The sequence below is a fragment of the Nocardia sp. CA-135953 genome (assembly GCF_050955735.1).
GTDB lineage: Bacteria > Actinomycetota > Actinomycetes > Mycobacteriales > Mycobacteriaceae > Nocardia.
Map to the genome: position 1 here is coordinate 1779233 of NZ_CP192082.1, position 21975 is coordinate 1801207.

Annotated in this window: 19 protein-coding genes; 12 read left to right on the plus strand and 7 right to left on the minus strand. The window is 65.5% G+C overall.

The features are described from left to right. Positions 1–99 precede the first annotated feature (99 nt). Positions 100–1875 (minus strand): DEAD/DEAH box helicase, encoded by a 1776-nt coding sequence (locus tag ACQPXH_RS08155; protein WP_433603371.1) that lies wholly within the window; start codon positions 1873–1875, stop codon positions 100–102. Between the two features lie 412 nt (positions 1876–2287). Between ACQPXH_RS08155 and ACQPXH_RS08160 the strand changes: the two genes are divergently transcribed. Together ACQPXH_RS08160 and ACQPXH_RS08165 are read left to right on the plus strand one after the other, a co-directional pair. Then, positions 2288–3145, plus strand: coding sequence for an SCO6745 family protein (locus ACQPXH_RS08160; protein WP_433601674.1), 858 nt, complete (start codon positions 2288–2290; stop codon positions 3143–3145). 105 nt (positions 3146–3250) lie between these two features. Further along, positions 3251–3943 (plus strand): ferritin-like fold-containing protein, encoded by a 693-nt coding sequence (locus ACQPXH_RS08165; protein ID WP_433601675.1) that lies wholly within the window; start codon positions 3251–3253, stop codon positions 3941–3943. Here ACQPXH_RS08165 and ACQPXH_RS08170 read toward each other — a convergent pair whose 3' ends face one another. Then, positions 3944–4774 carry a helix-turn-helix transcriptional regulator gene (locus ACQPXH_RS08170; RefSeq protein WP_433601676.1) on the minus strand — a complete coding sequence of 277 codons (831 nt, stop codon included), beginning with the start codon at positions 4772–4774 and terminating at the stop codon, positions 3944–3946. 102 nt (positions 4775–4876) lie between these two features. Between ACQPXH_RS08170 and ACQPXH_RS08175 the strand changes: the two genes are divergently transcribed. Together ACQPXH_RS08175 and ACQPXH_RS08180 are read left to right on the plus strand one after the other, a co-directional pair. Next, positions 4877–5419 carry a YceI family protein gene (locus tag ACQPXH_RS08175; protein ID WP_063041154.1) on the plus strand — a complete coding sequence of 181 codons (543 nt, stop codon included), beginning with the start codon at positions 4877–4879 and terminating at the stop codon, positions 5417–5419. A gap of 102 nt (positions 5420–5521) precedes the next feature. Beyond that, entirely contained in the window at positions 5522–5749 is a 228-nt protein-coding gene (locus ACQPXH_RS08180) for a DUF3107 domain-containing protein (protein ID WP_433603372.1), read from the plus strand. A gap of 73 nt (positions 5750–5822) precedes the next feature. Here ACQPXH_RS08180 and ACQPXH_RS08185 read toward each other — a convergent pair whose 3' ends face one another. Then, a complete protein-coding gene (locus tag ACQPXH_RS08185) occupies positions 5823–6488 on the minus strand; it encodes a TetR/AcrR family transcriptional regulator (RefSeq protein WP_433601677.1) in 666 nt (221 codons plus the stop codon). A gap of 284 nt (positions 6489–6772) precedes the next feature. On the opposite strand from ACQPXH_RS08185, the gene ACQPXH_RS08190 reads away from it, so the two are divergent. The 7 genes from ACQPXH_RS08190 to ACQPXH_RS08220 all read left to right on the plus strand — a co-directional run bounded on the left by ACQPXH_RS08190 (position 6773) and on the right by ACQPXH_RS08220 (position 16428). Continuing rightward, positions 6773–7897, plus strand: a complete 1125-nt coding sequence (locus ACQPXH_RS08190) for a DUF3152 domain-containing protein (protein WP_433601678.1) — start codon at positions 6773–6775, stop codon at positions 7895–7897. A gap of 441 nt (positions 7898–8338) precedes the next feature. Then, positions 8339–9523, plus strand: coding sequence for an adenylyltransferase/sulfurtransferase MoeZ (moeZ, locus tag ACQPXH_RS08195; RefSeq protein ID WP_433601679.1), 1185 nt, complete (start codon positions 8339–8341; stop codon positions 9521–9523). 827 nt (positions 9524–10350) lie between these two features. Further along, entirely contained in the window at positions 10351–11202 is an 852-nt protein-coding gene (locus ACQPXH_RS08200) for a TIGR02569 family protein (protein ID WP_433601680.1), read from the plus strand. Between the two features lie 293 nt (positions 11203–11495). Beyond that, positions 11496–13340, plus strand: coding sequence for an SCO2524 family protein (locus tag ACQPXH_RS08205; protein WP_433601681.1), 1845 nt, complete (start codon positions 11496–11498; stop codon positions 13338–13340). A 3-nt stretch (positions 13341–13343) separates the two neighbouring features. Further along, positions 13344–14255: an SCO2523 family variant P-loop protein gene (locus ACQPXH_RS08210; protein WP_433601682.1), complete on the plus strand. Its 912-nt coding sequence runs from the start codon at positions 13344–13346 to the stop codon at positions 14253–14255. Between the two features lie 48 nt (positions 14256–14303). Next, a complete protein-coding gene (locus ACQPXH_RS08215) occupies positions 14304–15320 on the plus strand; it encodes an SCO2522 family protein (protein ID WP_433601683.1) in 1017 nt (338 codons plus the stop codon). Position 15321: 1 nt separating this feature from the next. Beyond that, positions 15322–16428: an SCO2521 family protein gene (locus ACQPXH_RS08220; RefSeq protein ID WP_433601684.1), complete on the plus strand. Its 1107-nt coding sequence runs from the start codon at positions 15322–15324 to the stop codon at positions 16426–16428. Positions 16429–16435: 7 nt separating this feature from the next. On the opposite strand, the gene ACQPXH_RS08225 is transcribed toward ACQPXH_RS08220, so the two are convergent. The 4 genes from ACQPXH_RS08225 to ACQPXH_RS08240 all read right to left on the minus strand — a co-directional run bounded on the left by ACQPXH_RS08225 (position 16436) and on the right by ACQPXH_RS08240 (position 20403). After that, the gene (locus tag ACQPXH_RS08225) at positions 16436–17278 is read right to left on the minus strand and encodes a hypothetical protein (RefSeq protein WP_433601685.1); all 843 of its coding nucleotides are present in this window, start codon (positions 17276–17278) and stop codon (positions 16436–16438) included. A 67-nt stretch (positions 17279–17345) separates the two neighbouring features. Further along, positions 17346–17885 carry a GNAT family N-acetyltransferase gene (locus tag ACQPXH_RS08230; protein ID WP_433601686.1) on the minus strand — a complete coding sequence of 180 codons (540 nt, stop codon included), beginning with the start codon at positions 17883–17885 and terminating at the stop codon, positions 17346–17348. A 173-nt stretch (positions 17886–18058) separates the two neighbouring features. Beyond that, positions 18059–19543: an MFS transporter gene (locus tag ACQPXH_RS08235; RefSeq protein ID WP_433601687.1), complete on the minus strand. Its 1485-nt coding sequence runs from the start codon at positions 19541–19543 to the stop codon at positions 18059–18061. A 188-nt stretch (positions 19544–19731) separates the two neighbouring features. Beyond that, positions 19732–20403 carry a FadR/GntR family transcriptional regulator gene (locus tag ACQPXH_RS08240; RefSeq protein ID WP_433601688.1) on the minus strand — a complete coding sequence of 224 codons (672 nt, stop codon included), beginning with the start codon at positions 20401–20403 and terminating at the stop codon, positions 19732–19734. 65 nt (positions 20404–20468) lie between these two features. Between ACQPXH_RS08240 and ACQPXH_RS08245 the strand changes: the two genes are divergently transcribed. Then, positions 20469–21728: an MFS transporter gene (locus ACQPXH_RS08245; RefSeq protein ID WP_433601689.1), complete on the plus strand. Its 1260-nt coding sequence runs from the start codon at positions 20469–20471 to the stop codon at positions 21726–21728. Positions 21729–21975 lie beyond the last annotated feature (247 nt).

The following is a 21975-nucleotide window of genomic DNA, read 5'->3' on the forward strand; positions in this document are numbered from 1 at the left end:
TGCCGCTCGCCTGCGACCGTGCATCGGTGACGCGTCCGCGTCGCCGTGGCTGGGACGCCACGGGCGCGCCTGTCCTGACAGACGCGCCCGTGTATCGGACTATGCCGAGGCGGTCACCGTTTCGGGAGCGGTGTCCGCGGTCGCTTCGCCTGCGGCCGCTTCGCCTGCGCCCGCCTCACCCGCGGGCTTGCGACGGCGGCGGCGACGTCGTGCGGGCTGATCAGTGGTTTCGGCGGCATCGGAATCGCTGTCCGAGTCCGACTCGGCGGTCACGCCGTTTCCGTTGTCTCCGTTGTCTTTCGACTCGGTGCCGTCTTCGGTGGCACCGGCGGACCTGCGACGGCGACGGCGGCGACGCGCGGGCTTATCCGCCGTCTCATCGTCGGTCGCATCGTCGAGCGGGGCTGCGGCGGTTTCGGTTTCGGCTTCTTCGGTGTCGATGCCGTTGGTTTCGCCGTCGATCTGCTGACCCGCGCGGGTGCGGCGACGATTGCGCTTGCGTGGCGTGCGAGCGGGGCGCTCGACCACCTCGGCGTCCTCGTCGCGGACCGGCTTCGGCTTGCGGATCGTGCCGGTAACACCCTCCGGAATGCCGAGGTCGGAGAACAGGTGCGGGGACCGCGAATAGGTTTCGACCGGATCCGGGATGCCGAGACCGAGGGCGGTGTCGATGGACGCCCAGCGGTTCAGTTCGTCCCAGTCGATCAGCGTCACCGCGACACCGGTGCGGCCGGCCCGGCCGGTGCGCCCGATCCGGTGCACGTAGGTCTTTTCGTCCTCCGGGCACTGGTAGTTGATGACGTGGGTGACATCGTCGATATCGATGCCGCGCGCCGCGACATCGGTCGCGACCAGCACATTGACGGCGCCCTTGCGGAACTTGGTGAGCGCCTTCTCCCGAGCGATCTGCCCGAGGTCACCGTGTACGGCGCCGACGGCGAAGCCGCGGTCGGCCAGATCGTCGGCGACCTTTTGCGCGGTGCGCTTGGTCCGGGTGAAGATCATGGTCGCGCCGCGGCTCTCGGCCTGCAGCACCTTGGCGATCAGCTCGCTCTTGTCCAGTGCGTGCGCACGGTAGACGAACTGCGCGGTGCGATCGTGTACGGCGGAATCGTGCGGTTCCTCGGCGCGGATATGCGTCGGCCTGGTCAGGAAGGTCCGGGCCAGGGTGATGATCGGGCCCGGCATGGTGGCCGAGAAGAGCATGGTCTGGCGCTGCGTCGGAACCATGCCGAGAATGCGTTCGATATCGGGCAGGAAGCCCAGGTCCAGCATTTCGTCGGCCTCGTCCAGGACGAGCACGCCGATCTTGCCGAGGATCAGATGGCCCTGATCGGCCAGATCCATGAGTCGGCCGGGCGTACCGACGACGACGTCCACACCGGAGCGCAGCGCGGCGATCTGGGACTCGTACGGGCGGCCGCCGTAGATCGAGAGCACGCGCAGCTGGCCCTGGTGGTTCTTCAGGTACTTGCTCGCGTTCTCCAGATCCTGGGTGACCTGGATGCAGAGTTCGCGCGTCGGCACGATGATCAGTGCCCGCGGGGTGCCGTCCAGCGGGGTCGTCCCCGTATCGGCGGTGGCGATCCGGTGCAGCAGCGGCACACCGAATCCGAAGGTCTTACCCATACCCGTGCGGGCCTGACCGATCAGATCTTCACCGGCGAGTGCCAGTGGCAGGGTCAGTTCCTGAATTGCGAATGTGCGTTCGATTCCGATCTCGCCGAGTGCTCGCACGATTTCATCGCGAACCCCCAATTCGGCGAATGTCGGAGCGGTGTGGGTTTCGTCCAGTTCGGCGGTCAGTAGCGTATCCGCCAGACCAGGTTCCTGTTCGACAGTGATCTTGCTCAGGTTCGTGCCTTTCCTCGTTATCGCGTCACGCGCGCACGAGGTGTGGGGCGGACCGGCCGGCCCGCGACAACCACGTATCCGCCTGTGATACTCACCTCGGCCACTGCCCTGATGTCTGCGGGAGCTCGTCGTTTCGGCAGCTGACCTCGGAAGACATCGGCGCGGCGCAAGGGTGATGCGGATCTGGTGCGCGCACATATTCCCGGACTTCGAAAACCTCGTCGGCGACACTCGGGCGACCGTACGATCCGGCGACTCGACGGACGAAAATTTCCGTTGTCCGCAGAGATTGTAGCGTGATATTGTGCTGGGCTCGAATTCGACGTAACAGTCCGCCATCGTAGCGACTGCTTGCAGGTCGCTCGAAATGGTCGGTAATTTCGGACGAATTGCGCGGTTTCCTTGCGTCGACAGTCGACGTACGCTGCGCCACATGGCAATTCATCTGGCGCGTCGAATCTGGCACACTCTCGAACCCATCCACGATGTCGTGTATTTCGGCGCCGACGTCAAGCAGGCCGGAGTTGCGCTCGGGCTGCGCGGATTCTGGCAGACCTACTTCGCGTTCCGGGCCGCGCCACTCGGGACGGTGGGCGCGGGCGCGGTACTGGCGACCTTCGCCGGATTCCATCCGGACACGGTGGCCAAGGCGGTGCCGGATGCTTGGGCCCGTGCGACGCCGGAGGCATGTCTGCAGGCCCGGCTTGCCTTTTCGCTCGGATTGTTGCGCGGGGCCGGAGCGGGTGACGCCAATTGCGCCCGTGCCGTCGAATTGCTCGAACCGGTGGCGCGCACGGCGGATCCGACCGGCCGCCCGTTGTATGCGGCGAATGCGGAATTGGCGCTGTCGGCCGATCCCGTGGCCGCGCTGTGGCAGCTCACGACCACGCTGCGCGAACATCGCGGCGACGGACATGTGGCGGCCCTGGTCGCCCACGGTCTGTCCGGGTCGCAGGCGCTGGTGCTGCAGGTGGCGGCCGGTAAATCGCCCGAATCGGTGATGCGGCCCGCGCGCGGCTGGTCGGAGCGGGAATGGTCTGATATCGCCGACGAGTTGCGTGCCAGGGGTTTGATCGTGGGGGAGCCGATCAGTCCGGAGTTGACCGGCTCCGGCGCCGAATTGCTCGAACGAGTGGAGGCCGACACCGACGAGGCCGCCTGGAACGGCGCACTGGCGGCGCTCTCGCAGGACGCCATCGCCGAGCTGACCTACTTGCTCGAACCGTTGACGAAGCGTGTCCAGGAGAGCGTGGTGCCGCCGCTCAATCCGATCGGCATGACGCGGGGTTGAGCGGTGCCCGATGAACAAACGACGCTCCCGATGTTCGTCGGGATGACGGCGACATGTAACGGGATGGCGGTCTCACGTAACAGACCGGGACTAGGCTGTGTCGACATGGGAGCACAGTCACCTGCAGCGGTCGGGGTTTCGTTGTCCGGCTCGTTCATTTCCGCCGATGATACGGGCGTGATCGATCTGTTCGCGGTGCTCGCCTACGGTGAAATCTCCGCGTTCTACCGGCTGGCCGAGGAGGCCAAGCTGTCGCCGACGCTGCGTGGCAAAGTAGCCGCCGCGAAGATGGCCGCCGCCGAGATGCGGCACTTCGAAACCCTGGAGTCCGCGCTGGCTCAGCGCGGTGTGGATATCTTCGACGCGATGGCGCCGTTCGTGCGTGCCCTGGACGACTACCACGACTCCACCGATCCCTCGACCTGGCTCGAGTCGATGGTGAAGTTCTATGTCGGTGACGGCATCGCCGCCGACTTCTACACCGAGATCGCCGGTGCGCTGTCGCCCGAGGTCGCCGCCGTGGTCCGGGATGTACTCGCCGAGACCAGCCACTCCGAATTCGTGGTGGAGGAGGTGCGCCGCGCGGCCGCGACGAGCCGCTCCGAGCGTGACCGGCTGACGCTGTGGGGTCGGCGACTGCTCGGTGAGGCGATCACCCAGGCGCAGTACGTGATGGCTCAGCGCGACGAACTCACCGAGCTGGTGCTCGCCGCGACCGGTGACCTCAACGGCATTGCCGCGCTGTTCGAGCGCATGCAGGCCAGCCACGCCGAACGCATGGCCGTCCTGGGAATCTGATTACTCGTTGACCGCGCGGACCAGTCGCAGGCCGGGTGATTGCGCCTGCGCCTGGTCGGTGAACCAGACGACGATGCACTGATCCTTATCGGCGTTCAGTGCCTCGAACGGGATATCGATATGGCCGTACTCCGGGTGGTCGAACCGCATCGTGCCCGAGGCCAGGTCGTCGATATGCTGTGGCTGCCAACGGCTTTCGAACTCCGGGCAGGCGAGTAGCGCGTCGATCAGCTCGAGCAGGCGATGCTCGCCCGGCCAGCGGATCGTCGCGCGGCGCAGTGCGGCCGAGAAGATATCGGCCACCTCGTCCCAGTTCCGCAGCACCTGCTTGGCGCGCGCATGCGCGAAGGTGAACCAGGCCAGATTCACGACCTCTGGATTGTCGAGCAACCCAACGGGTTTCGCGATGTCCTCCCAGGCCGGATTCCAGCCGAGCACATTGAGCCGCCGCCCGATCACGAAGGCCGGGGTGGGATGCAGTGCGCGCAGGATGGTCTCGATCGCGGGCGTCGGCTGCTCTTCGACGGATTCGGTGGTGGGACAGCGGGATTCGTTACTCGAAGTGACTGCGAGCCAACCGAAGTGGTGGCGGTCCTTACCCTCGATCAGCAGCGCCTGCGCGAGCGCGTCGATGACGGCGGGCGACGGATTGGTATCGCGGCCCTGCTCGAGCCGGGCCAGATAGTCGGCGCTCACCCCGGCGCGCACCGCGACCTCTTCGCGGCGCAGTCCCGGGGTACGGCGACGACCGCCCTCGGGAAGTCCCACATCCGCCGGCCGCAATTGGGCACGGCGTGCGATGAGGTATTCCGCGAAGGGACTGGGTGCCATACGTTTCATCGTGCCCCGTTCTGGGATGGTTATCCGCGCCCTGACGGGTCCAGGATAACGGCGGTCTGGCTAGCGGACCACGGTCCGGTCATGGTTTATGACATGACATCTTCCGCTGAATCCACGACCACGCTCACCCCGGGCTCCTGGGCCCTGGACGCGATGCATTCCCAGGTCGAGTTCACCATCCGCCACCTCGGCATCTCCAAGGTCCGCGGCCGCTTCAACAAGTTCGAGACCGAGTTCGTCGTCGACGACAACGGTTTCGCCACCCTCGGCGCCACCATCTACCTCGACTCCTTCGACACCGGCAACGCCGATCGTGACAACCACGTCCGCACCGCCGACTTCCTCGATGTCGCCAACCGCCCCACCCTGAGCTTCCGTGCCGTCGAGCCGGTTCAGATCACCGAATCGTTCGAGGTCGAGGGCGAGGCCACGCTCGGCGGGATCACCAAGCCGGTCACCCTCGATGTCGAGTGGGGCGGCGTCCAGGTATTCGCCGGAACCGGCGACCGGCATGCGGGCTTCTCCGCGAGCGGCACCATCAAGCGCACCGACTTCGGCGTCGGCGGCCCACTGCCCGGCATGCTCAGCGATACCGTCAAGGTCGAGCTGGAAATCCAGCTCATCGAGCCCAAGTAGTATTTTTTCGCTCTGAGCGCAGGCGGGCGTGCTACCGGCTTCGGGGTGCTGCATTAGCCTTGAATTCGACAGCACACAGGACTCTAGGTTCGGAGGTTGGCCGTGGAGGTCAAGATCGGTATTTCGGATAGCCCGCGCGAACTCGTCATCAACAGCGGGCAGACCCCGGACGAGGTCGAGGCGCTGGTGTCCGGTGCGCTGGGCGGCGAGGGCGGCGTCGTCGCGCTCACCGACGAGAAGGGCCGCAAGTTCCTGATCCAGGCCTCGAAGGTCGCCTACGTCGAGATCGGCGCCGCCACCGGCGGTCGCGTCGGCTTCGCGGCGGTCTGAGCCGAACCGCGACGCACAGACGAGAGCCCCCGCACTCGGGCGAGTGCGGGGGCTCTGCTGCCTCGATGCTCGATCAGTGGATCGGGTGCAGCGGCACGTGCGACAGGCCGCCCCATGCCAGCGCGACCGTGGTGTCGACCGCCTCTTCCTTCGGAATCGGCCGATCCGCCTCGAGCCAGTACCGTGCGGTGAACTGGCTGGTGCCGACCAGTCCGACCGCGAGGATTCTGGCCCGGTAGGGGTCCAGACCGGAGTCGTGGGCGACCAGGTCGAAGACCGCGTCCACGCAGGCCTCGGTGGCCTGCTCGACCCGGCGCTGCACCTGCGGCTCGCTGATCAGATCGGATTCGAAAACCAGTCGGAAGCCCTGCATTTCGTTGTCGACGAAATCGAAGTAGGCCTGTACCGCGGCGCGCACGCGCTGCCGGTTGTCGGTGGTCGAACGCAGCGCCTGGCGCACACCTGACACCAGCATGTCGACGTAGTTCTGCAGCACCGCCAAGTAGAGCTCCAGCTTGCTGGCGAAGTGCTGATAGAGCACCGGCTTGCTCACACCTGCGCACTGCGAGATCTCGTCCATACCCGCGGCGTGGTAGCCGCGCTGGACGAAAACCTCACTGGCGGCCGCGAGTAGCTGTTGACGACGCTCGTCGCGCGGAAGCCGGGTACCGCGCTTGGTCGGCGCCATGGCACCGGAGGACGCTTTGCGGGACGTCATCCGGTCCACGAGGTCAGTCATTTTTCGGCTCTCCCAGTCGATGCCCCGGCAAATTGGGGTGTACACCGGGTATCCCAAGAACGATACCCGTTTGTCTCTCGTCTGCCGATCGGGGCCGCAGATGCAGTCCACTCGGTGAGATATATCGCAGCAAATCAGGCGTGGAGAACTGCTCGGGTGGGGGTATTGCGCCCTGTGAGACGCTGGTTGACGTGACCGAACGACCGGAAAGACCCTCCGGCGCCGGACGCAGTGCGTATCGCCGGGCTGGCTCCACCGCGTCCGGTTCCGTAGTCTCGGGCTCTGTGGAAAGGCCAGGCCCCGAGGTGCGTACGGGGGCAGCCACCCGAAACGGTGTCGCTGCCCGGGACGGCGCCGAGGGTGAGATCGAATGGAGATCCGGTTCGCCACCGCAGGATGAGAGTGGTGTCGAGGTCTATGACCCGCTCGGCTTACGCGAACCAATGGTCGACCGTTCCTATCAACCGCTGCGGGCCCGCTGGGATCCCACCGCACCCGATGAGAGTCGTTCCCGCGCACCGAGACCCGAGCGCGCTACCAAGAAACAGAGCGCGGTCGGCCGTTTCATCCGGACATATGGTTGGCGTGCTTACGCAGTTCCCGTACTTTTCGTGGTGACCGTGCTGGTGATCGTGGACGCGGTGCGCGGGGGCACCGATCCGGCCGATATGGCAGGCGGGGCACCGGGATTCGGGCGATTGAGCCCGCGTGCGGCATCCGCGGGAATCATCGGCGCGCCGCCCGGCGACGGCCACTTCCCGACGAATCTGCCGACCGGCGCGCTGCCCGACGGCGGACCTTTCACCGAAACCGGTACGGGCACATGGCGTCTGGTGCCGGGGACCACCGCGCAGGTTGGCACCGGATCGGAGTTCCAGTTCAAGTACACCGTCGAAATCGAGGACGGCGTGGACACTTCCGGATTCGGCGGCGACGAATCCGTGGCCAAGCTGGTCGACAGCACCCTTGGCAACCCCAAGAGTTGGGCGCACGACACCAAATTCGCCTTCCGGCGCATCGATCACGGCGAACCCGACTTCCGCATTTCGCTCGCTTCCCGCGAATCCTCGCGCAAGGCATGCGGTTTCGACATTCCGATCGACTCCTCCTGCTTCAACGCCGATCTGCGGCGAGTGGTCCTTTCGGAGGTGCGCTGGGTGCGCGGTGCTCTGGCCTTCGAGGGCGATATCGGTTCCTATCGGCAGTACCAGGTCAACCACGAGGTCGGCCATGCCATCGGCTACCACCAGCATCAGCCGTGCGAGGCCGACGGCGGGCTCGCGCCGGTGATGATGCAGCAGACCTTCGGCACCAAGAACAACGACATCGCCGCCCTCGATCCCGACGGTGTGGTCCCGATGGACGGCAAACGCTGCCGCTTCAATCCCTGGCCCTATCCCCGCGGTTGAATTTTGGCCGCGTGGCCGCGGCGGGTTCGCGGCCCCCTGGTGTCTCGCGTCCGAGCGGCCGAGACTCGCGACTTCGTCGCATGCGCTTCGGCCACTCGGACGCGAGACGGGCCGCGAACAGGTCGCTCGTAGGACTCGCTCCGTGGTGGTCACCGATGGCGGATCGTTCGGCACTGATGGGTATGCGCCGGACGGTCGAGGCCCGGATCTCCAGCGCATGCGCTTCGACGGCTCGGACGCGAGACGGGCCGCGAACAGTCGCTCGTAAGACCGTCGTTGTCGAGTGAGTGGGCAGGTCGGCGCCTGGGGTATACCCACTCAGGGGTTCGGGTTGGTGGTGCGAGAGCATGGTCGGGAAGAACGGCCCGGTTGTCGGTGTTGAGTAATAAGGCGCTGAGCCACCACAGTGCGATCGGCCAATTGATTCGAGGAGCCCTGGACGTGTCATCACCGAAGTCCCTGCCGCCGCTGGTCGAACCGGCCGCGGAGCTGACCAAGGACGAGATCGCCCGCTACAGCCGTCATCTGATCATCCCGGACGTGGGTGTGGACGGGCAGAAACGGCTGAAGAACGCCAAGGTGCTGGTAATCGGCGCCGGCGGGCTCGGCTCTCCCGCGCTGCTGTATCTGGCGGCCGCCGGTGTCGGCACGCTCGGCATCGTCGAATTCGACGAGGTCGACGCGTCCAATCTGCAGCGCCAGATCATCCACGGCGAATCCGACATCGGCCGCCCGAAGGCCGACAGTGCGCGCGATTCCATCCTCGAGATCAACTCCGGCATCGAGGTCCGGCTGCACAAGATCCGCTTGGAGCCGGAGAACGCCGTCGAGCTGTTCGCCGAGTACGACCTGATCGTCGACGGCACCGACAACTTCGCCACCCGCTACCTGGTCAACGACGCCGCGGTGCTGGCGGGCAAGCCTTATGTCTGGGGCTCCATCTACCGCTTCGAGGGCCAGGCGTCGGTCTTCTGGGAGGACGCACCGGACGGCCGCGGCATCAACTACCGCGATCTCTACCCGGAGGCCCCGCCGCCCGGCATGGTGCCCTCCTGTGCCGAGGGCGGTGTCCTCGGCGTGCTGTGCGCCTCCATCGGTTCGATCATGGTGACCGAGGCGATCAAGCTGATCACCGGCATCGGCGAACCGCTGCTCGGCCGTCTCATGGTCTACGACGCACTGGATATGAACTACCGGACCATCAAGCTGCGCCGCGATCCGGAGCGTCAGCCGATCACCGAACTGATCGACTACGAGGCGTTCTGCGGTGTGGTGTCCGAGGAGGGCCAGGCCGCGGCCGCGGGTTCGACGATTACCGCGCGCGAGCTCAAGGAGCTGCTGGACGCGGGCAAGGAAATCGAGCTCATCGACGTACGCGAGCCCGTCGAATGGGACATCGTGCACATCGAGGGCGCCAAGCTCATCCCGAAGGATCGATTCCTTTCCGGTGAGGCGCTGTCGGATCTGCCGCAGAACCGGCCGATCGTCTTGCACTGCAAGACCGGCATCCGCTCGGCGGAGGTGCTCGCGGTCCTGAAGAACGCCGGTTTCGCCGACGCCTCGCACGTGCAGGGCGGCATCGTCGCCTGGGCGAATCAGGTCGACAAGTCACTGCCGGTTTACTAGATCGCGCACTCGCGTCGAGAGGTTGCTTCGCGGCGTAACCACCACGGAGCCAGCTGTCCGACGAGCGACCGTTCGCGGCCCGTCTCGCGTCCGAGTCGTCGAAGTGCGTGCCGTAGGTATGGGATTCGTCCATCGGATGTGAGTGTGTTAGGTGCTGAGCGAGCGGCCGTGGGTGATCATCTCGGAGCGAGTTCTACGAGCGACGTTCGCGGCCCGTCTCGCGTCCGAGTCGTCGAAGTGCGTGCCGTAGGTATGGGATTCGTCCATCGGATGTGAGTGTGTTAGGTGCCGAGCGAGCCGCCGTGGGTGATCATCTCGGAGCGAGTTTTACCAGCGACCGTTCGCGGCCCGTCTCGCGTCCGAGTGGCCGAAGCGCATGCGCTAGAGGTCCGGGCCTCGACCGTCCGGCGCGCGTACGCATCAGTGCCGAACGATCCGCTCTTGGTGACCACCACGGAGCGAGCCCTACGAGCGACCGTTTACAGCCCATCTCGCGTCCGAGCCGTCAAAGCACATGCGCCGAAGGTCCGGGCCTCGACCGTCCAGCGCATACGCATCGGTGCCGAACGCTCCACCATCGGTGACCACCACAGAGCGAGTCCTACGAGCGACCGTTCGCGGCCCGTCTCGCGTCCGAGCGGCCGAAGCGCATGCGACGAAGTCGCGAGTCTCGGCCGCTCGGACGCGAGACACCCGGGGGCCGCGAACACGCCGCGGCCACGCGGCCAAAAACAGAGCCGCGAACACGCCGCGCCGAAGGCGCGGCCAACAATAGAGCACACGGCGCGCCGCGGGCGTGCCAAATTCAACACAGGTACCGTACGGCCGTGACTTCTGTGGAACCCCCCGAGCACGTGCGCGCCACGTTCGGTCTGCGCGAAGTGACCCCGGTTTCGCTGGGAGACTGGGACGGTGGCTGGCGGCTCGGTGATGTGGTGCTCAGCCCGATCGCCGATCATGCCAGGGCGGCGTGGTCGGCGAAGGTCCGCGAAACCCTGAAGGTGGACGGCCTGCGCCTGGCCCGCCCCGTGCGTGCCACCGACGGCCGCTACGTGGTGTCCGGTTGGCGCGCGGATACCTACCTGGAGGGTGTGCCCGAGCCACGTTACGACGAGGTCGTCTCGGTATCACTGCGACTACACAAGGCCACGGCGGAACTCGAACGACCTCGGTTCCTGGTCCAGCCGCCGGTCGCCCCCTGGGTCGATGTCGACGTATTCGTCGCCGCCGACCGCGCCGCCTGGGAGGCGGTCCCGCTGCGAAGTCTGCGCGCCGGTGGCATCACCCCGGCAACATCCCCCGACGGTCAACGCAGCATGGAACTGATCGGCCAACTCGCCACACTCCGCAAACCGGTCCGAACACCCGCGCAACTGGTGCACGGAGACCTGTTCGGCACGGTACTTTTCGCCGGCGTCTTCACCCCCGGCCTGACCGATATCACCCCGTACTGGCGTCCGGCGCCATGGGCCGCCGGCGTCATCGTCGTCGACGCACTCGCCTGGGGCGGCGCCGACGACGGCCTGCTCGACCGCTGGTCCGATCTACCCGAGTGGCCGCAGATGTTGTTGCGAGCGGTCATGTTTCGGCTTGCTGTACATGCGCTGCACCCCCGCTCGACCCCCGAGGCGTTTCCCGGATTGGCGCGGACCGCCGACATGGTTCGCCTGATGCTCTGAGTTTCGTCCCGGCCGCGCGATCTCCCGGTTACCCGATTTGCGCCGTGCGCTGCATCGGTTGCTCTATGCTCGGACAACCGCCATCAGGCGGCGTCGTTTACCCGCTTTTCGGGCCACCGGATGCTGTGTGGTTGCCCGTGCTCGAACGGCCCCGCGACCGGTTCAGATAATGCCGGAATGGAACCGGATCGGACCCTCGTGGAGCAGCGTCAGCGTTGTGCCCGTGCTAATTTGACGTTCGTGGACGCGGTGAGGAGCGGCGCGCCTGCGACTTGGGGTGAGGACGGCAGCAGGTGAGAATCCAACCGAGGCAACAGATTCTGGATGTGTGGCGCGCCATGCTCGCCGCGTGCTGGGATGGCAGGGACTGGCGCTGGGGCGGTCGGATGGACGCCAACTCTATCAGCGATTCCGAACAGTTGCTCTGCCTGCTGTATCCGGCCACCGAGATCGATATCTTCGCACTGGACAATCCGGATCGCATGGAGGACGACGTCAGTTCGGTCCTCGAACCGCTCGGCGGTCCGAAGCAGATCGGCAGCTTCGTGGTCTGGCTGCTCGAGCGCTACATCGAGCAGAACACCCGGGACGGCGGGCAGCCGAACTTCTCCGCGGGCAGCTATCTGCGCTCCGCCGATGAGCGCGAACCCAATTCGGCGCAGCGTGGTATCGAGGTCGTCGACTCGTACTCCATGTCGCTGACCGTCTGTATGGCGGGCCTGCGCTTTCTGCGCGCCTTCCGCGGTTGGGCGCGACCAGGGGAACTGACACAGCGGATCGATATCCTCTCCGGGCAGCTCAGTACGCGCCTCACCGCGGCGATGACCGGACTGGTCCGCAGTTTCGTCGTCAATACCGTCAAGCCGAAATCCCCTGAGGGACAGGCAATTCTGGGGATGCTGAACCAGACCGGCGAGCCTGAGCAGGCCATGGTCGACGGTGTCCGGCGCAGTCTGGAGCGGGTACGGGCGCGGTTGCGCAGTGACGTCACCCTGGGCCAGGAGGAATCGGTCAAGGAGCTCGAGGACGAGAATCTGCTGTTCGAATGCGGGTGGAGCTGGGGTGTGGCGCGCGATGCCACCGAGGTCGACTTCGTCGAGGCGCAGATCGCGAGTGAGAAGGGCGTCGCCGATCCGCGCCCGTATCTCTATTTCACGGTCGTCGCGCTGGACGGCATCAACGACCTGGTCTCCCCGCGCACCGGCGAGCTCGGTCTGCTCGACGAGAAACAGCACCGGCTGGCACAGGCCCTGCGTACCCGCTGGGAATTGACCCAGCGCTACTGGTCGACGGTCGCGCGGTTCGGCTCGGGCGGTTGGCCGCTGGAGGATATTCCGTGGCGCACCTCCGACGGCGAGCAGTCGGACTACTTCAGTCTCATCGTATCCGCGGTATTGATCCAGGATCTGGTCGCGCGCACCGCCTCCGATGACGACTTGACAAGGGCCGTGGCCATTTTCGACGAATTGGCCGGCCGGGGCCGGATCATTCGCCGGACCATGCGCGATGACCCCGCGGTCGCGCTGCACACTCCTGGCGTGCGACTGACCCTGCGCGGCAGTGAGGGCGTCGAGGAGGGACCGACGCTGCAGTGGGAGGTTTCGGACTTCTCAGCGGTGCTGCTCAAGCGGATGTTGCAGGCGGCCAGGCTGTCCAACAATGTCGCGGCCCGCGACAAGCTGATGGAATTGGCCAAATCGGTGATGGAGCATCTGGATCGGCGCATGCTTCGGGCCGGTGCGCCCGGACTGTGGGACGATCCGGCGGGCGCGTTCGGGGAGAACGGCGATGCCGAGGTCACCAGGCCGTCCTGGTACATGACCGAACGCGTCGTCGAATGTCTGGTGGCCGCGGACCGCACCTACCGTGAACCGCCGCCGAACTGGCCGGATCTGCAGGACGTCGCGCGGGTCATGCTGAATACCGCCGAGCATCGGTTCGATCAGGAGATGCTCGGTGTGAGCATCGATGACACCTCGGGCAACCGGGCCGCGCTCGATCGCGTGGAGGACCATATCGATCAGGCCAGGCGATTGGTGCGCGAGGATTCCGCGACCACTTTCGTGCACGCTCTCGACGCGCTGCGTGAACTCGACCGACTGGCCGCCGCCCGCCGCGATGCGACAAGGAACCCCTAGCGCATGATCGTGTTCGCAACCTCCGACAAGGGCGGCACCGGCCGCTCGGTGACCAGCTGCAATCTCGCCTATCGGATGTGTGTGCGAGGTAAGCGGGTCGCCTATCTGGATTTCGATTTCGGTTCCCCTACCGCGGGTGCGCTCTTCGAGATCAGCGGTGTGGAGCGCGGCATCACCGGTGGCGACGGCCTGCATTCCTATTTGCTCGGTCGCGGTGTCGCCACTCGAATCGACGTGCGGGACACTACCGATCGTCGCGAATTACGCAAGATGCGCACGCGCACCGGCAAGCTGTTCCTGTTGCCCGGCGATGCCGGTGGCGCGGAGTTCACCAAGATCGATGACCGCACCCTCGACAACTGCGCCCAGTTGCTGCTCGAACTCGATCAGGACTTCGACGTGTGCATTGTCGATCTCAGCGCGGGACGCTCGGTGGCGATGGAAATCGCGCTCAAGGCAACGGCTTTGCCGCAGCTGGCCGCGCGAACGGTGCGCTGGTTGGTATTTCATCGCTGGACCCGTCAGCACATCATCGCCGCACACGGTCTGGTGCGCGGACAGTACGGGATCCTCGATTGCGGTGCGGGCGCGGGCCACGATCCCGAGGTGCTGCTGGACAACATCAGGTACGTGCGCACCGCGGTGCCGCAATTGAACGATGCGACCGAATCTCCTGGTCCGCAGGCGGCTTGGTTGCACCAGCAGGACTCCATGTTGAAACGGCTGGCATCGACGAACAAGGTCGGTGCGAGCGCGATGCTCGGCGAGACTCCGGTCGAGCCGGTATTGCAATGGCGCGAACAGCTGATTCTGGACATCGACGTGCAGAAGGAAATTGCCAACAAGGCAACCGTCGAGGCCTTCGACACGCTCGCCGATCGCGTGCTCGATCCCGCGACCTGGCGCCGGATCTGAATCGACCGAACTCTAGAACACCCATCGGAGGAAAGGGATTTCGAGCACATGGAGCATGCCGCAGGCTACAGCGAGGCCGCCGAGCACCCGCGCGTCGCCAAGGTGCCGCTGTCCCATGTTTCGATCGAGGTCGGACATTTCTATATGCACGATCTGGCCAATGGCGAGGAGAAGATTCGCACGCAGTTTCGTCGGATCGTGCCGCTGGTCACGGCATTCACCGAGGCCGCGAAAATCGAATTCGGTCCGCGTGCCAGGGTGAGCACCTGCTTTCTGGTCGACGACTATTTCCGGTCCGACACCAATCCCGGCGAAATCCTGGACAAATTGCTGCGCAATGCCGACGAATGTGGTCTGAGCATCGACTATTTGGCGCGCGAGGCGGGCTGCTGGGAGGTTCCGGCCGCCGAATACGGCGCGGCGAGCGCGCCGCGTATCGAGCTGGCCGAGTTGGTGCGCGCCCGCATCGTGGCCGAACCGCCCGAGGGCGCGAACGGACGCAGACCGCCCACCGCGGAATCCGGCTGGCTGTGCAATGGCCGACGCGCCTCCGATGATCCCTCGGAGCAGGCCATGCACGACGAGCCGTACGAACCGGCCGAGGAGTTCGGTCGGCGCGAGCATTCGATTTTCCTCGATGTCGAAATGTGGAGCAAACAGACCCGAAAGGTGAACGGGCGCAAGGAAGTCTTCACCAAATGGTCCTGCCCGTATCTGGCCTCCATCTGGCAGTTGCTGCGACTGGGCATGCTGCGTTTCGACGGTATGCCGGTGGTCGAGCCACAGCCGCGGGAGGCGGGTATGCCGTGGCCGAGCAGTTGGTGGGAGATGCCCGCGGTGGTTCAGCTGAATCCGCGGGCCAAACCTTTTGCCGCATATCGGTCACTTTCGCTGCTGCCGCAGCGATATCTGGGTATCGAGCACGCGGTGCGGGTAATACTCGATCACATACAACTCGACGACGAAGTGGTGGATCAGATCGTCGCCAGGGGCGACGAGGAGGGTATCTACGTATCGCGCAAGGTGACCGAACGCCTCACCCATTTCCTGCTGGACGGATCCTGACGTGAACGAACCGAACGATTCGGCGGCGCGCCGGATGCGCACGGCCCGCTCGGCGCCGCATCTCAGGCAGCTGCGTCGTGGCCGTGCCGTGCGCCTGCTGGTGCGTGCGGGTGCGGCACAGACCAGGACACCCGCAGGCCCTCTGATCGTGTTCGGTGAAGTGGACACCTGCCTGCTACCCGCGGCGACGCCGCTGCCGCGCGGTGATCTCGAGCAACTGCTCGAGCTGGTGCCGGGCCGTCCGATGCTGTGGCGGGAGCGGCCGATGTCGCTCGCGGTTTCGCCGACCACCGCCGAGGGCGTCGATTGTCGGTTGGCCGCCCCTTCGCATCCCGATGTGCGGGCGATCGGCACGGTGGCATCGCATGCGGTCGTGGTCGGCGGACGGGTGCTGAAGAGTTCGGCACAGATCAGAGTCGTGCGCGCCGCAGGCGATCAGCGCCGGACGTGGTCGCACTATCTGAGCCAGGTCGGGGTGTCCGAGGTGATCACCAAGGTCACCGCCGAAACCGGCGCCCGGCTGGCCGAGGGCTTCCTGGCCGCGGGCCCGCCGCCGGTGGGCACCCTCGATCTCGCGTCGATCGCCAATCGGCTGCTCGGCCGCATTCGGATGGATCACCGCCTCGATCAGAACACGCCGGTGCAATCCGGAACGACCAGGCTGCGCTGGGCGGCGCGGATCGGTGATCCGGCGCAGCCGGTGGTGTGGTTCCGGTTGCAGAACGATACGGTCCGCACCGCGTTGATCACCGTGCGCACCGAGGCGGAACTGGCCGATGTGCAGCGGTTCTGTGAGGATCTCGCGGTGCACGATTGGCTGCTGTCGGTCACCGCCGCGGCGCTGGAGCACTCCGATCTGTACCCGTCGGGCAGTGCGGAGTCGGTGGCGGTGCTGGCACCGGTATTGCATCACCTGGCACATCTGTGGGTGCCCGGCGCGCATACGCCATCCGCGCTGCGTGGGCTGTGGACGCAGCTGAACACCGATCCGGATTTCACCGCGGGACGGCGGGCATTGATCGATCAGCTGCACAATCGGGTGCTGGTGGCGACACTGGATGCGGTGCGGCACACCAGGATCGGCACCGAGGACTACAGCGCGGATTAGCCGGTGATCAGATCCGGAACCATCGCCGGACCAGCAGTGCGAAGAACAGCGAATTGAGCACGAGTCCGGCGTAGGCCTCGATGATCAGCAGTGTCCGTCCGGAGCCCCTGATGTCGTCGAGATCGCCGAGGCCGAGTGGATTCAGATAGTTGATCAGGCACATGTGCAGCGCGGTCGGGATGGGCTGGCCGTCGGTGGCCCACAGCACGACGGTGCCGATGAGCAGTACGGCGGCGATCCAGCAGAGCAGCCGGAACGGCCGAAAACCGTAGCCGCACAGCACTTCCAGGGTCCAGTGCGGGATCCGCTTCCAGACCGGATAGACGGCGCGGCAGCGGGCCTGCGCCAAGGCGTGTCCGCAGCGGTCCTGTGCCTCGAAGTCCTCCTCCACGCGGTGCAGTCCCACCGCGCGTTTGAAAGCCAGTACGGCATGTTGGGGCAGCTCGGCCGCGATCAGCGCGCGGCCGAGCTGCTCATAGATTTCGGCGATCCGGATGTTCTGGGTGCGGCTCAGCCGGCGTGGTCCGCGGAATTCGACCTCTGCGGCAAGCAGAGCCGTCAATGCGCGCAATCGGCCGTCGGCGTCCGTGACGGGTTCCTGTGCCGCGGTGTAGATATGGGAGAAGACCAGGCTGTCGCCGGGCTGGGAGATCTTCACCGGGTCGTAGTCCAGCTCCAATGTCTCGACATGGGTGTTCAAGGAGTCGAGCAGCGGCTGTTCGGACCCGCCCTCGGCCTGTTGGAGGTATTCGGTGATCTCGCCCGCGTATCGGTCGGCATGGCGATCTATCAGCGTGGTCATCGAATTGACCACAGGTGACAGTTGGGATAGGCCCGCGTATTCGGTCATCGTGTGTTCCCCCGAGTGCAGCCGTCACGTTCGACGTGATACCCACCATACCAACGCGATTCGACTATCAATCCGGCGTGCGACCGCCCTTGAACCATCGCTTGTCGTTCGGTCCGGGGAACTGCGAGGTGGTAGGCCAGTGATCGATGCGGTGTACCAGCACATCTCGCGGTTCGTCCGCGCCGAAATAGCGCTGTTCGTATCCGGCCCAACGGAATCCCGCGTTCTTGTACAGCTTCGCCGTGCGCTGATCGGTCGGTCGAACCGTGAGGTATACCGAATCCGCCTGTGCGGTGCGGCAACTCGTCACCGCCCGGTCCAGCAGCGCGCGGCCGATGCCGCGATTGCGGTAGCTGGGTGCGACCGCGAGACCCATCACCCAGCCGCGGCGCCGGGTGCCGACGCCGACGAGTGCGTAGCCGCGCACTCTGCCACCGATTTCGGCCACCACCCAGTCGGGTCCGTGCAGGTCGAACAGTTGCCGCAGCGTCGCATACGGGTAGCACAGGTCGCCGAAATGTTCTCGCTCCAGCGCGGCGATATCGTCGAGATCCGCCAGTCGTGCGGTTCGGAACACCGGTTCCCCCGCCCCCTCGGAATTATCCAATGCCCACCCTCCCGTGTGAGGCTGCTTTCCAGCGTAAAGTGCTGGCGCAGCCGACGGACCGAGACCGCCGAATGCGATCCCTGCTCAGTCGCGGGTGGTGCTATGGACGGACGGCCGAATGCCGCGCTGGGGACCTCGTCCAGCGCGGCATTCGGGTCTAGCGGGGGATGTGGTTATACGTTGGCGTAGGCCAGTGAGGGGACGCGGGCCACGGCGAACGAGGAGCGCAGGTAGAAGAACCAGGTGACCGCTGCCATGACCAGGAAGGCGCCGGCGTAGGCCCAGAAGGCCGGGTTCATGCTGTGAAAGTTGATGTTGGACAGGCGAAGTGCCTGCTGGAGCAGATAGCCGCCGGAGGCGCCGATCGCGCCGATGACACCGATCGCGGCACCGGCCTGACGCTTGGCCGAGGCGGCGGCGTCGGTGAGGTCGAGTCCGTGTTCGGATGCGTACTTCTTGGCCTCGGCGCTGAAGATGGACGGGATCATCCGGTAGGTCGAACCGTTGCCGATTCCGGTCAGCACGAACAGCAGCAGGAAGGCGACCAGGTAGAGCGGGAAGCTCTTGGCCTGCAATCCGGCCATGATCAGCACACAGGCGACCGCCATACCGCCGAAGACATAGATGGTCATCTTGGCGCCGCCGATCTTATCGGAGATCCAGCCGCCGAACGGGCGGCTGAACGAGCCGACCAGCGCGCCGAGGAAGGCGAGATTACCGAGGGTGGTGATCCAGCCGATCTTGGCCAGATCCGGGAAGTTGGCCTTGATCAGGGTCGGGAAGGCGAAGGAGAAGCCGATGAACGAACCGAAGGTGCCGATGTAGAGGAACGACATCACCCAGGTGTGCTTATTGGTCAGCGCCAGTTTGTAGGACTTGCCGTCGGCCTTGGCGGTGCTGATGGCGTCCATGTACCGCAGCGCGCCGAACATGGCGACCAGGATGAACGGCACCCAGACCAGCACCGACAGCGTGATGCCGAAGCGGTAGCCCGCCGCGTCTTTGGCCATGATGTGCGTGCCGAGGGTGATCAGCAGCGGCAGCACCAACTGGGTCTGTGCCACACCGAGGTTGCCGCCCGCGGCGTTGATGCCAAGGGCCGCACCCTTTTTCCCTTCCGGGAAGAAGAACGAGATATTGGCCATCGAGGACGAGAAGTTGCCGCCGCCGAAGCCGGCCAGTGCGGCAAGCACCATGAACACCCACATGGGTGTGCCGGGCTGGTTCACGAAGTAGGCCAGGCCCAGCGTCGGAATGAGCAGCATCGCCGCACTGAATGCGGTGAACGCGCGTCCGCCGAATTTCGGAATGGCGAAGGTATACGGAATGCGCAGTGCCGCACCGACAAGCGTCGGGGTCGAGGTCAGCAGCAGGGCGTTGCTCACCGCGGTCGGGTTGCCCTTGCCGAGTCCGGCAAGGAAGTCGAAGCCAGCCAGGCCCATGCTGGTCACCACGGTGCCCCAGATGACCCAGACGCTGAAGCCGAGATTCTCGGCGAAGACGGAGAAGATCAGGTTCTTGCGGGCGGTGAGTTTGCCGCCCGATTCCCAGAATTCGGTGTTGTCCGGCTCCCAGTGATCCAGCCAGCGCCCCTTTTTCTGGTGCGTGAATACTGGGGTGTCCGACTGCTGGCCGGTGGCAGCTACTGCGGCAGTCATCGGCTTCCTCTCGATCTGGCTCGGTGGGTTCGCCGAGCTGCGGTCGAGACAAAGGTAAAAGCCGGTTGTTGCGTGTGAATGGCCTGAAGTGACGTTCCGGGCAAATCCGACTCACATGGTGACGAGTCGGTCGGTGACCGATTGGTTACCTGTTGGGTGCACGAGTTTTCGGTCGGTTGACCAGAAGTCTAGCGGTCCGGGTATTCGGCGATCAGCGAGGCGAGGAAACACCGCGCGGCCTGGGCGGCGCGTTCCGGATCGCCATCGATAACGGCCTGCACCAATTCATTGTGCTCCGCGTCGTAGGCGTCGTCGGATTTCGCGGTCCGCGCCCGGATCACCTGTTCGATAATCGGCAGCAGCGAATCGTAGAACTCCAGATATACCGCGTTGTGGCTGGCGACGACGATCGCGCGGTGCAGTTCCACGTCGGCCTCGATGGCCGCGAGATTCTGTTCATCCCAGTGCTGCTGACTGCGTTCCTCGAGCAGCCGCCGCAGATTGGCGATATCGGTCTCGTCGCGCCGGCGTGCGGCCAAAGCCGCGGCATTGGTGTCCAGGGACATGCGCAGCTCCAGCACATCGCGTTCCTCCGCGTCGGCGAAGTACTTCGCGAGAGTGCCGCCGACCTCCGAGGCCGCTATGACATAGGTGCCCGAGCCTTGGCGACGCTCCAGCATCCCGGAGTGGACGAGAGCCTGCACTGCCTCGCGTACCGTATTTCTCCCGGTCCCGGTGAGTTCGGTGAGTTCGGGTTCGGTGGGGATTCGGGAGCTGATAGCCCAACGGCCGGAACGAATTTCGGCACGCAGCTGCTCGGTTACCTGGGCAATGAGGCTGGTCCGCCGGACGGGTTGCACGGCATCAGAGTACCGCCCGTCACAACTTCTTGCCTCCTATCATCGGGTCATCCTATGATTTCGCGGTGACCGTAACTTTCCCGGAAACTGTGACTCGCCCGGAATCCGTCCGGGTCGAGCGGCGCAAACGTGCACTGACGGAAGGCCGACTGCTCGTCCTCGCCGCCATTGTGACGTCCGCGCTCACCCTCCGGGTCGCCGTCACCGCATTCTCGCCGCTGGCCGAGCGCATCGGCGCCGACGTCGGTTACACGACGGCCGTCGTCGGTGTCTTCGGCATGATCCCGACCCTGATGTTCGCGGTTTCCGGTCTGCTGACCCCGCTTTTCGTGCGCCGGATCGGGCTGGAGCGCACCGCGCTCGTCGCGATGCTGATGGCCGGACTCGGCATGCTGATCCGGGCGGTGGCCGGCGGCACGGCCGAACTGCTGATCTTCTCCGCGCTGGCCCTCGGCGGCATGGGCATCGGCAATGTGGTGATTCCGCCGCTGGTCAAGCGGTATTTCTCGGACCGGCTCACGGTGGTCAGCTCGCTGTACATCACCATGGTCCAGCTCGGCACCGTGGTGCCCGCGCTGATCGCGGTGCCGGTTGCCGACGCGCACGGCTGGCGGATCTCGTTGGGGCTGTGGGCGATTCTCGGGTTCGCGGCCGCGCTGCCGTGGCTCGGTGTGCTGCGTGATCGCCGCGGCCACGATCGGGTCGACAGCACCGCGCTGCCGTCGCGAACCCAGCAGCCCAAGGGCAAGGTATGGCGTTCGCCGGTGGCCTGGGGCATGGCGGGCATGTTCGGCATGACCTCGCTGACCACCTACGCCATGTTCGCCTGGCTGCCCAAGATCCTCGCCGAGGCGGGCGCGAGTGCCGGATTCGGCGGAACCATGGTCGGGGTGTTCGCGCTGGTCGGTCTGGTGTCGGCGTTCACCGCGCCGACAGTGGTCGCGCGGTTCCGCAATCCGTTCCCGTTCGTAGTGGGTTGTGCCGCCTTCTTTTTCACCGCATTCGCCGGACTGCTGATCGCGCCGATGACTGTGCCGTTGCTGTGGGTCGTGCTGTTGGGCCTCGGCCCGAGCACCTTCCCGATGGCGCTGACGCTGATCAATATGCGCACCAGGACCCCGCAGGGTTCGGCCGCGCTGTCGGGCTTCACCCAGGGCGTGGGATATGCGGTGGCCTGCGTCGGTCCGGTGCTGTTCGGCATGCTGCACAGCGCGACCGATGGCTGGGGCGCACCGTTCGCGATGCTCGTCGTCGCGGTGCTGGTGCTGCTCACCGGAGCCTGGCAGGCCTGCAAACCGCGCATGCTCGAAGACACCTGGAATTGATCCCGCTTTCGAGTTGCGAGGTCGTGTGACCGCGCGCATGATATGCGCGTCACGCCTCACGGGCCGCCAATTCGAAGATCGGCTGTTTGTGACGTGTGGAAACCGGTGTGTCACATGCCCGAAACATTTCGTTGAAGCTCACCCGGCTTTCCCGGTAATCGTGAGCAACCGTTGATTTGACGGTCATTTGGGGCAGCATTTCGGCAATACCCGTTTCCTACCGTTGGGGCTAACCGATTTTGGGAGG

What these genes read in the sequence shown, in the direction of transcription:
- ACQPXH_RS08160 (WP_433601674.1), top strand. Translation starts at nt 2,288, where the DNA reads ATGGCAATTCATCTGGCGCGTCGAATCTGGCACACTCTCGAACCCATC.
- ACQPXH_RS08165 (WP_433601675.1), top strand. Translation starts at nt 3,251, where the DNA reads ATGGGAGCACAGTCACCTGCAGCGGTCGGGGTTTCGTTGTCCGGCTCG.
- ACQPXH_RS08170 (WP_433601676.1), bottom strand. Translation starts at nt 4,774, where the DNA reads ATGGCACCCAGTCCCTTCGCGGAATACCTCATCGCACGCCGTGCCCAA.
- ACQPXH_RS08175 (WP_063041154.1), top strand. Translation starts at nt 4,877, where the DNA reads ATGACATCTTCCGCTGAATCCACGACCACGCTCACCCCGGGCTCCTGG.
- ACQPXH_RS08185 (WP_433601677.1), bottom strand. Translation starts at nt 6,488, where the DNA reads ATGACTGACCTCGTGGACCGGATGACGTCCCGCAAAGCGTCCTCCGGT.
- ACQPXH_RS08210 (WP_433601682.1), top strand. Translation starts at nt 13,344, where the DNA reads ATGATCGTGTTCGCAACCTCCGACAAGGGCGGCACCGGCCGCTCGGTG.
- ACQPXH_RS08215 (WP_433601683.1), top strand. Translation starts at nt 14,304, where the DNA reads ATGGAGCATGCCGCAGGCTACAGCGAGGCCGCCGAGCACCCGCGCGTC.
- ACQPXH_RS08225 (WP_433601685.1), bottom strand. Translation starts at nt 17,278, where the DNA reads ATGACCGAATACGCGGGCCTATCCCAACTGTCACCTGTGGTCAATTCG.
- ACQPXH_RS08235 (WP_433601687.1), bottom strand. Translation starts at nt 19,543, where the DNA reads ATGACTGCCGCAGTAGCTGCCACCGGCCAGCAGTCGGACACCCCAGTA.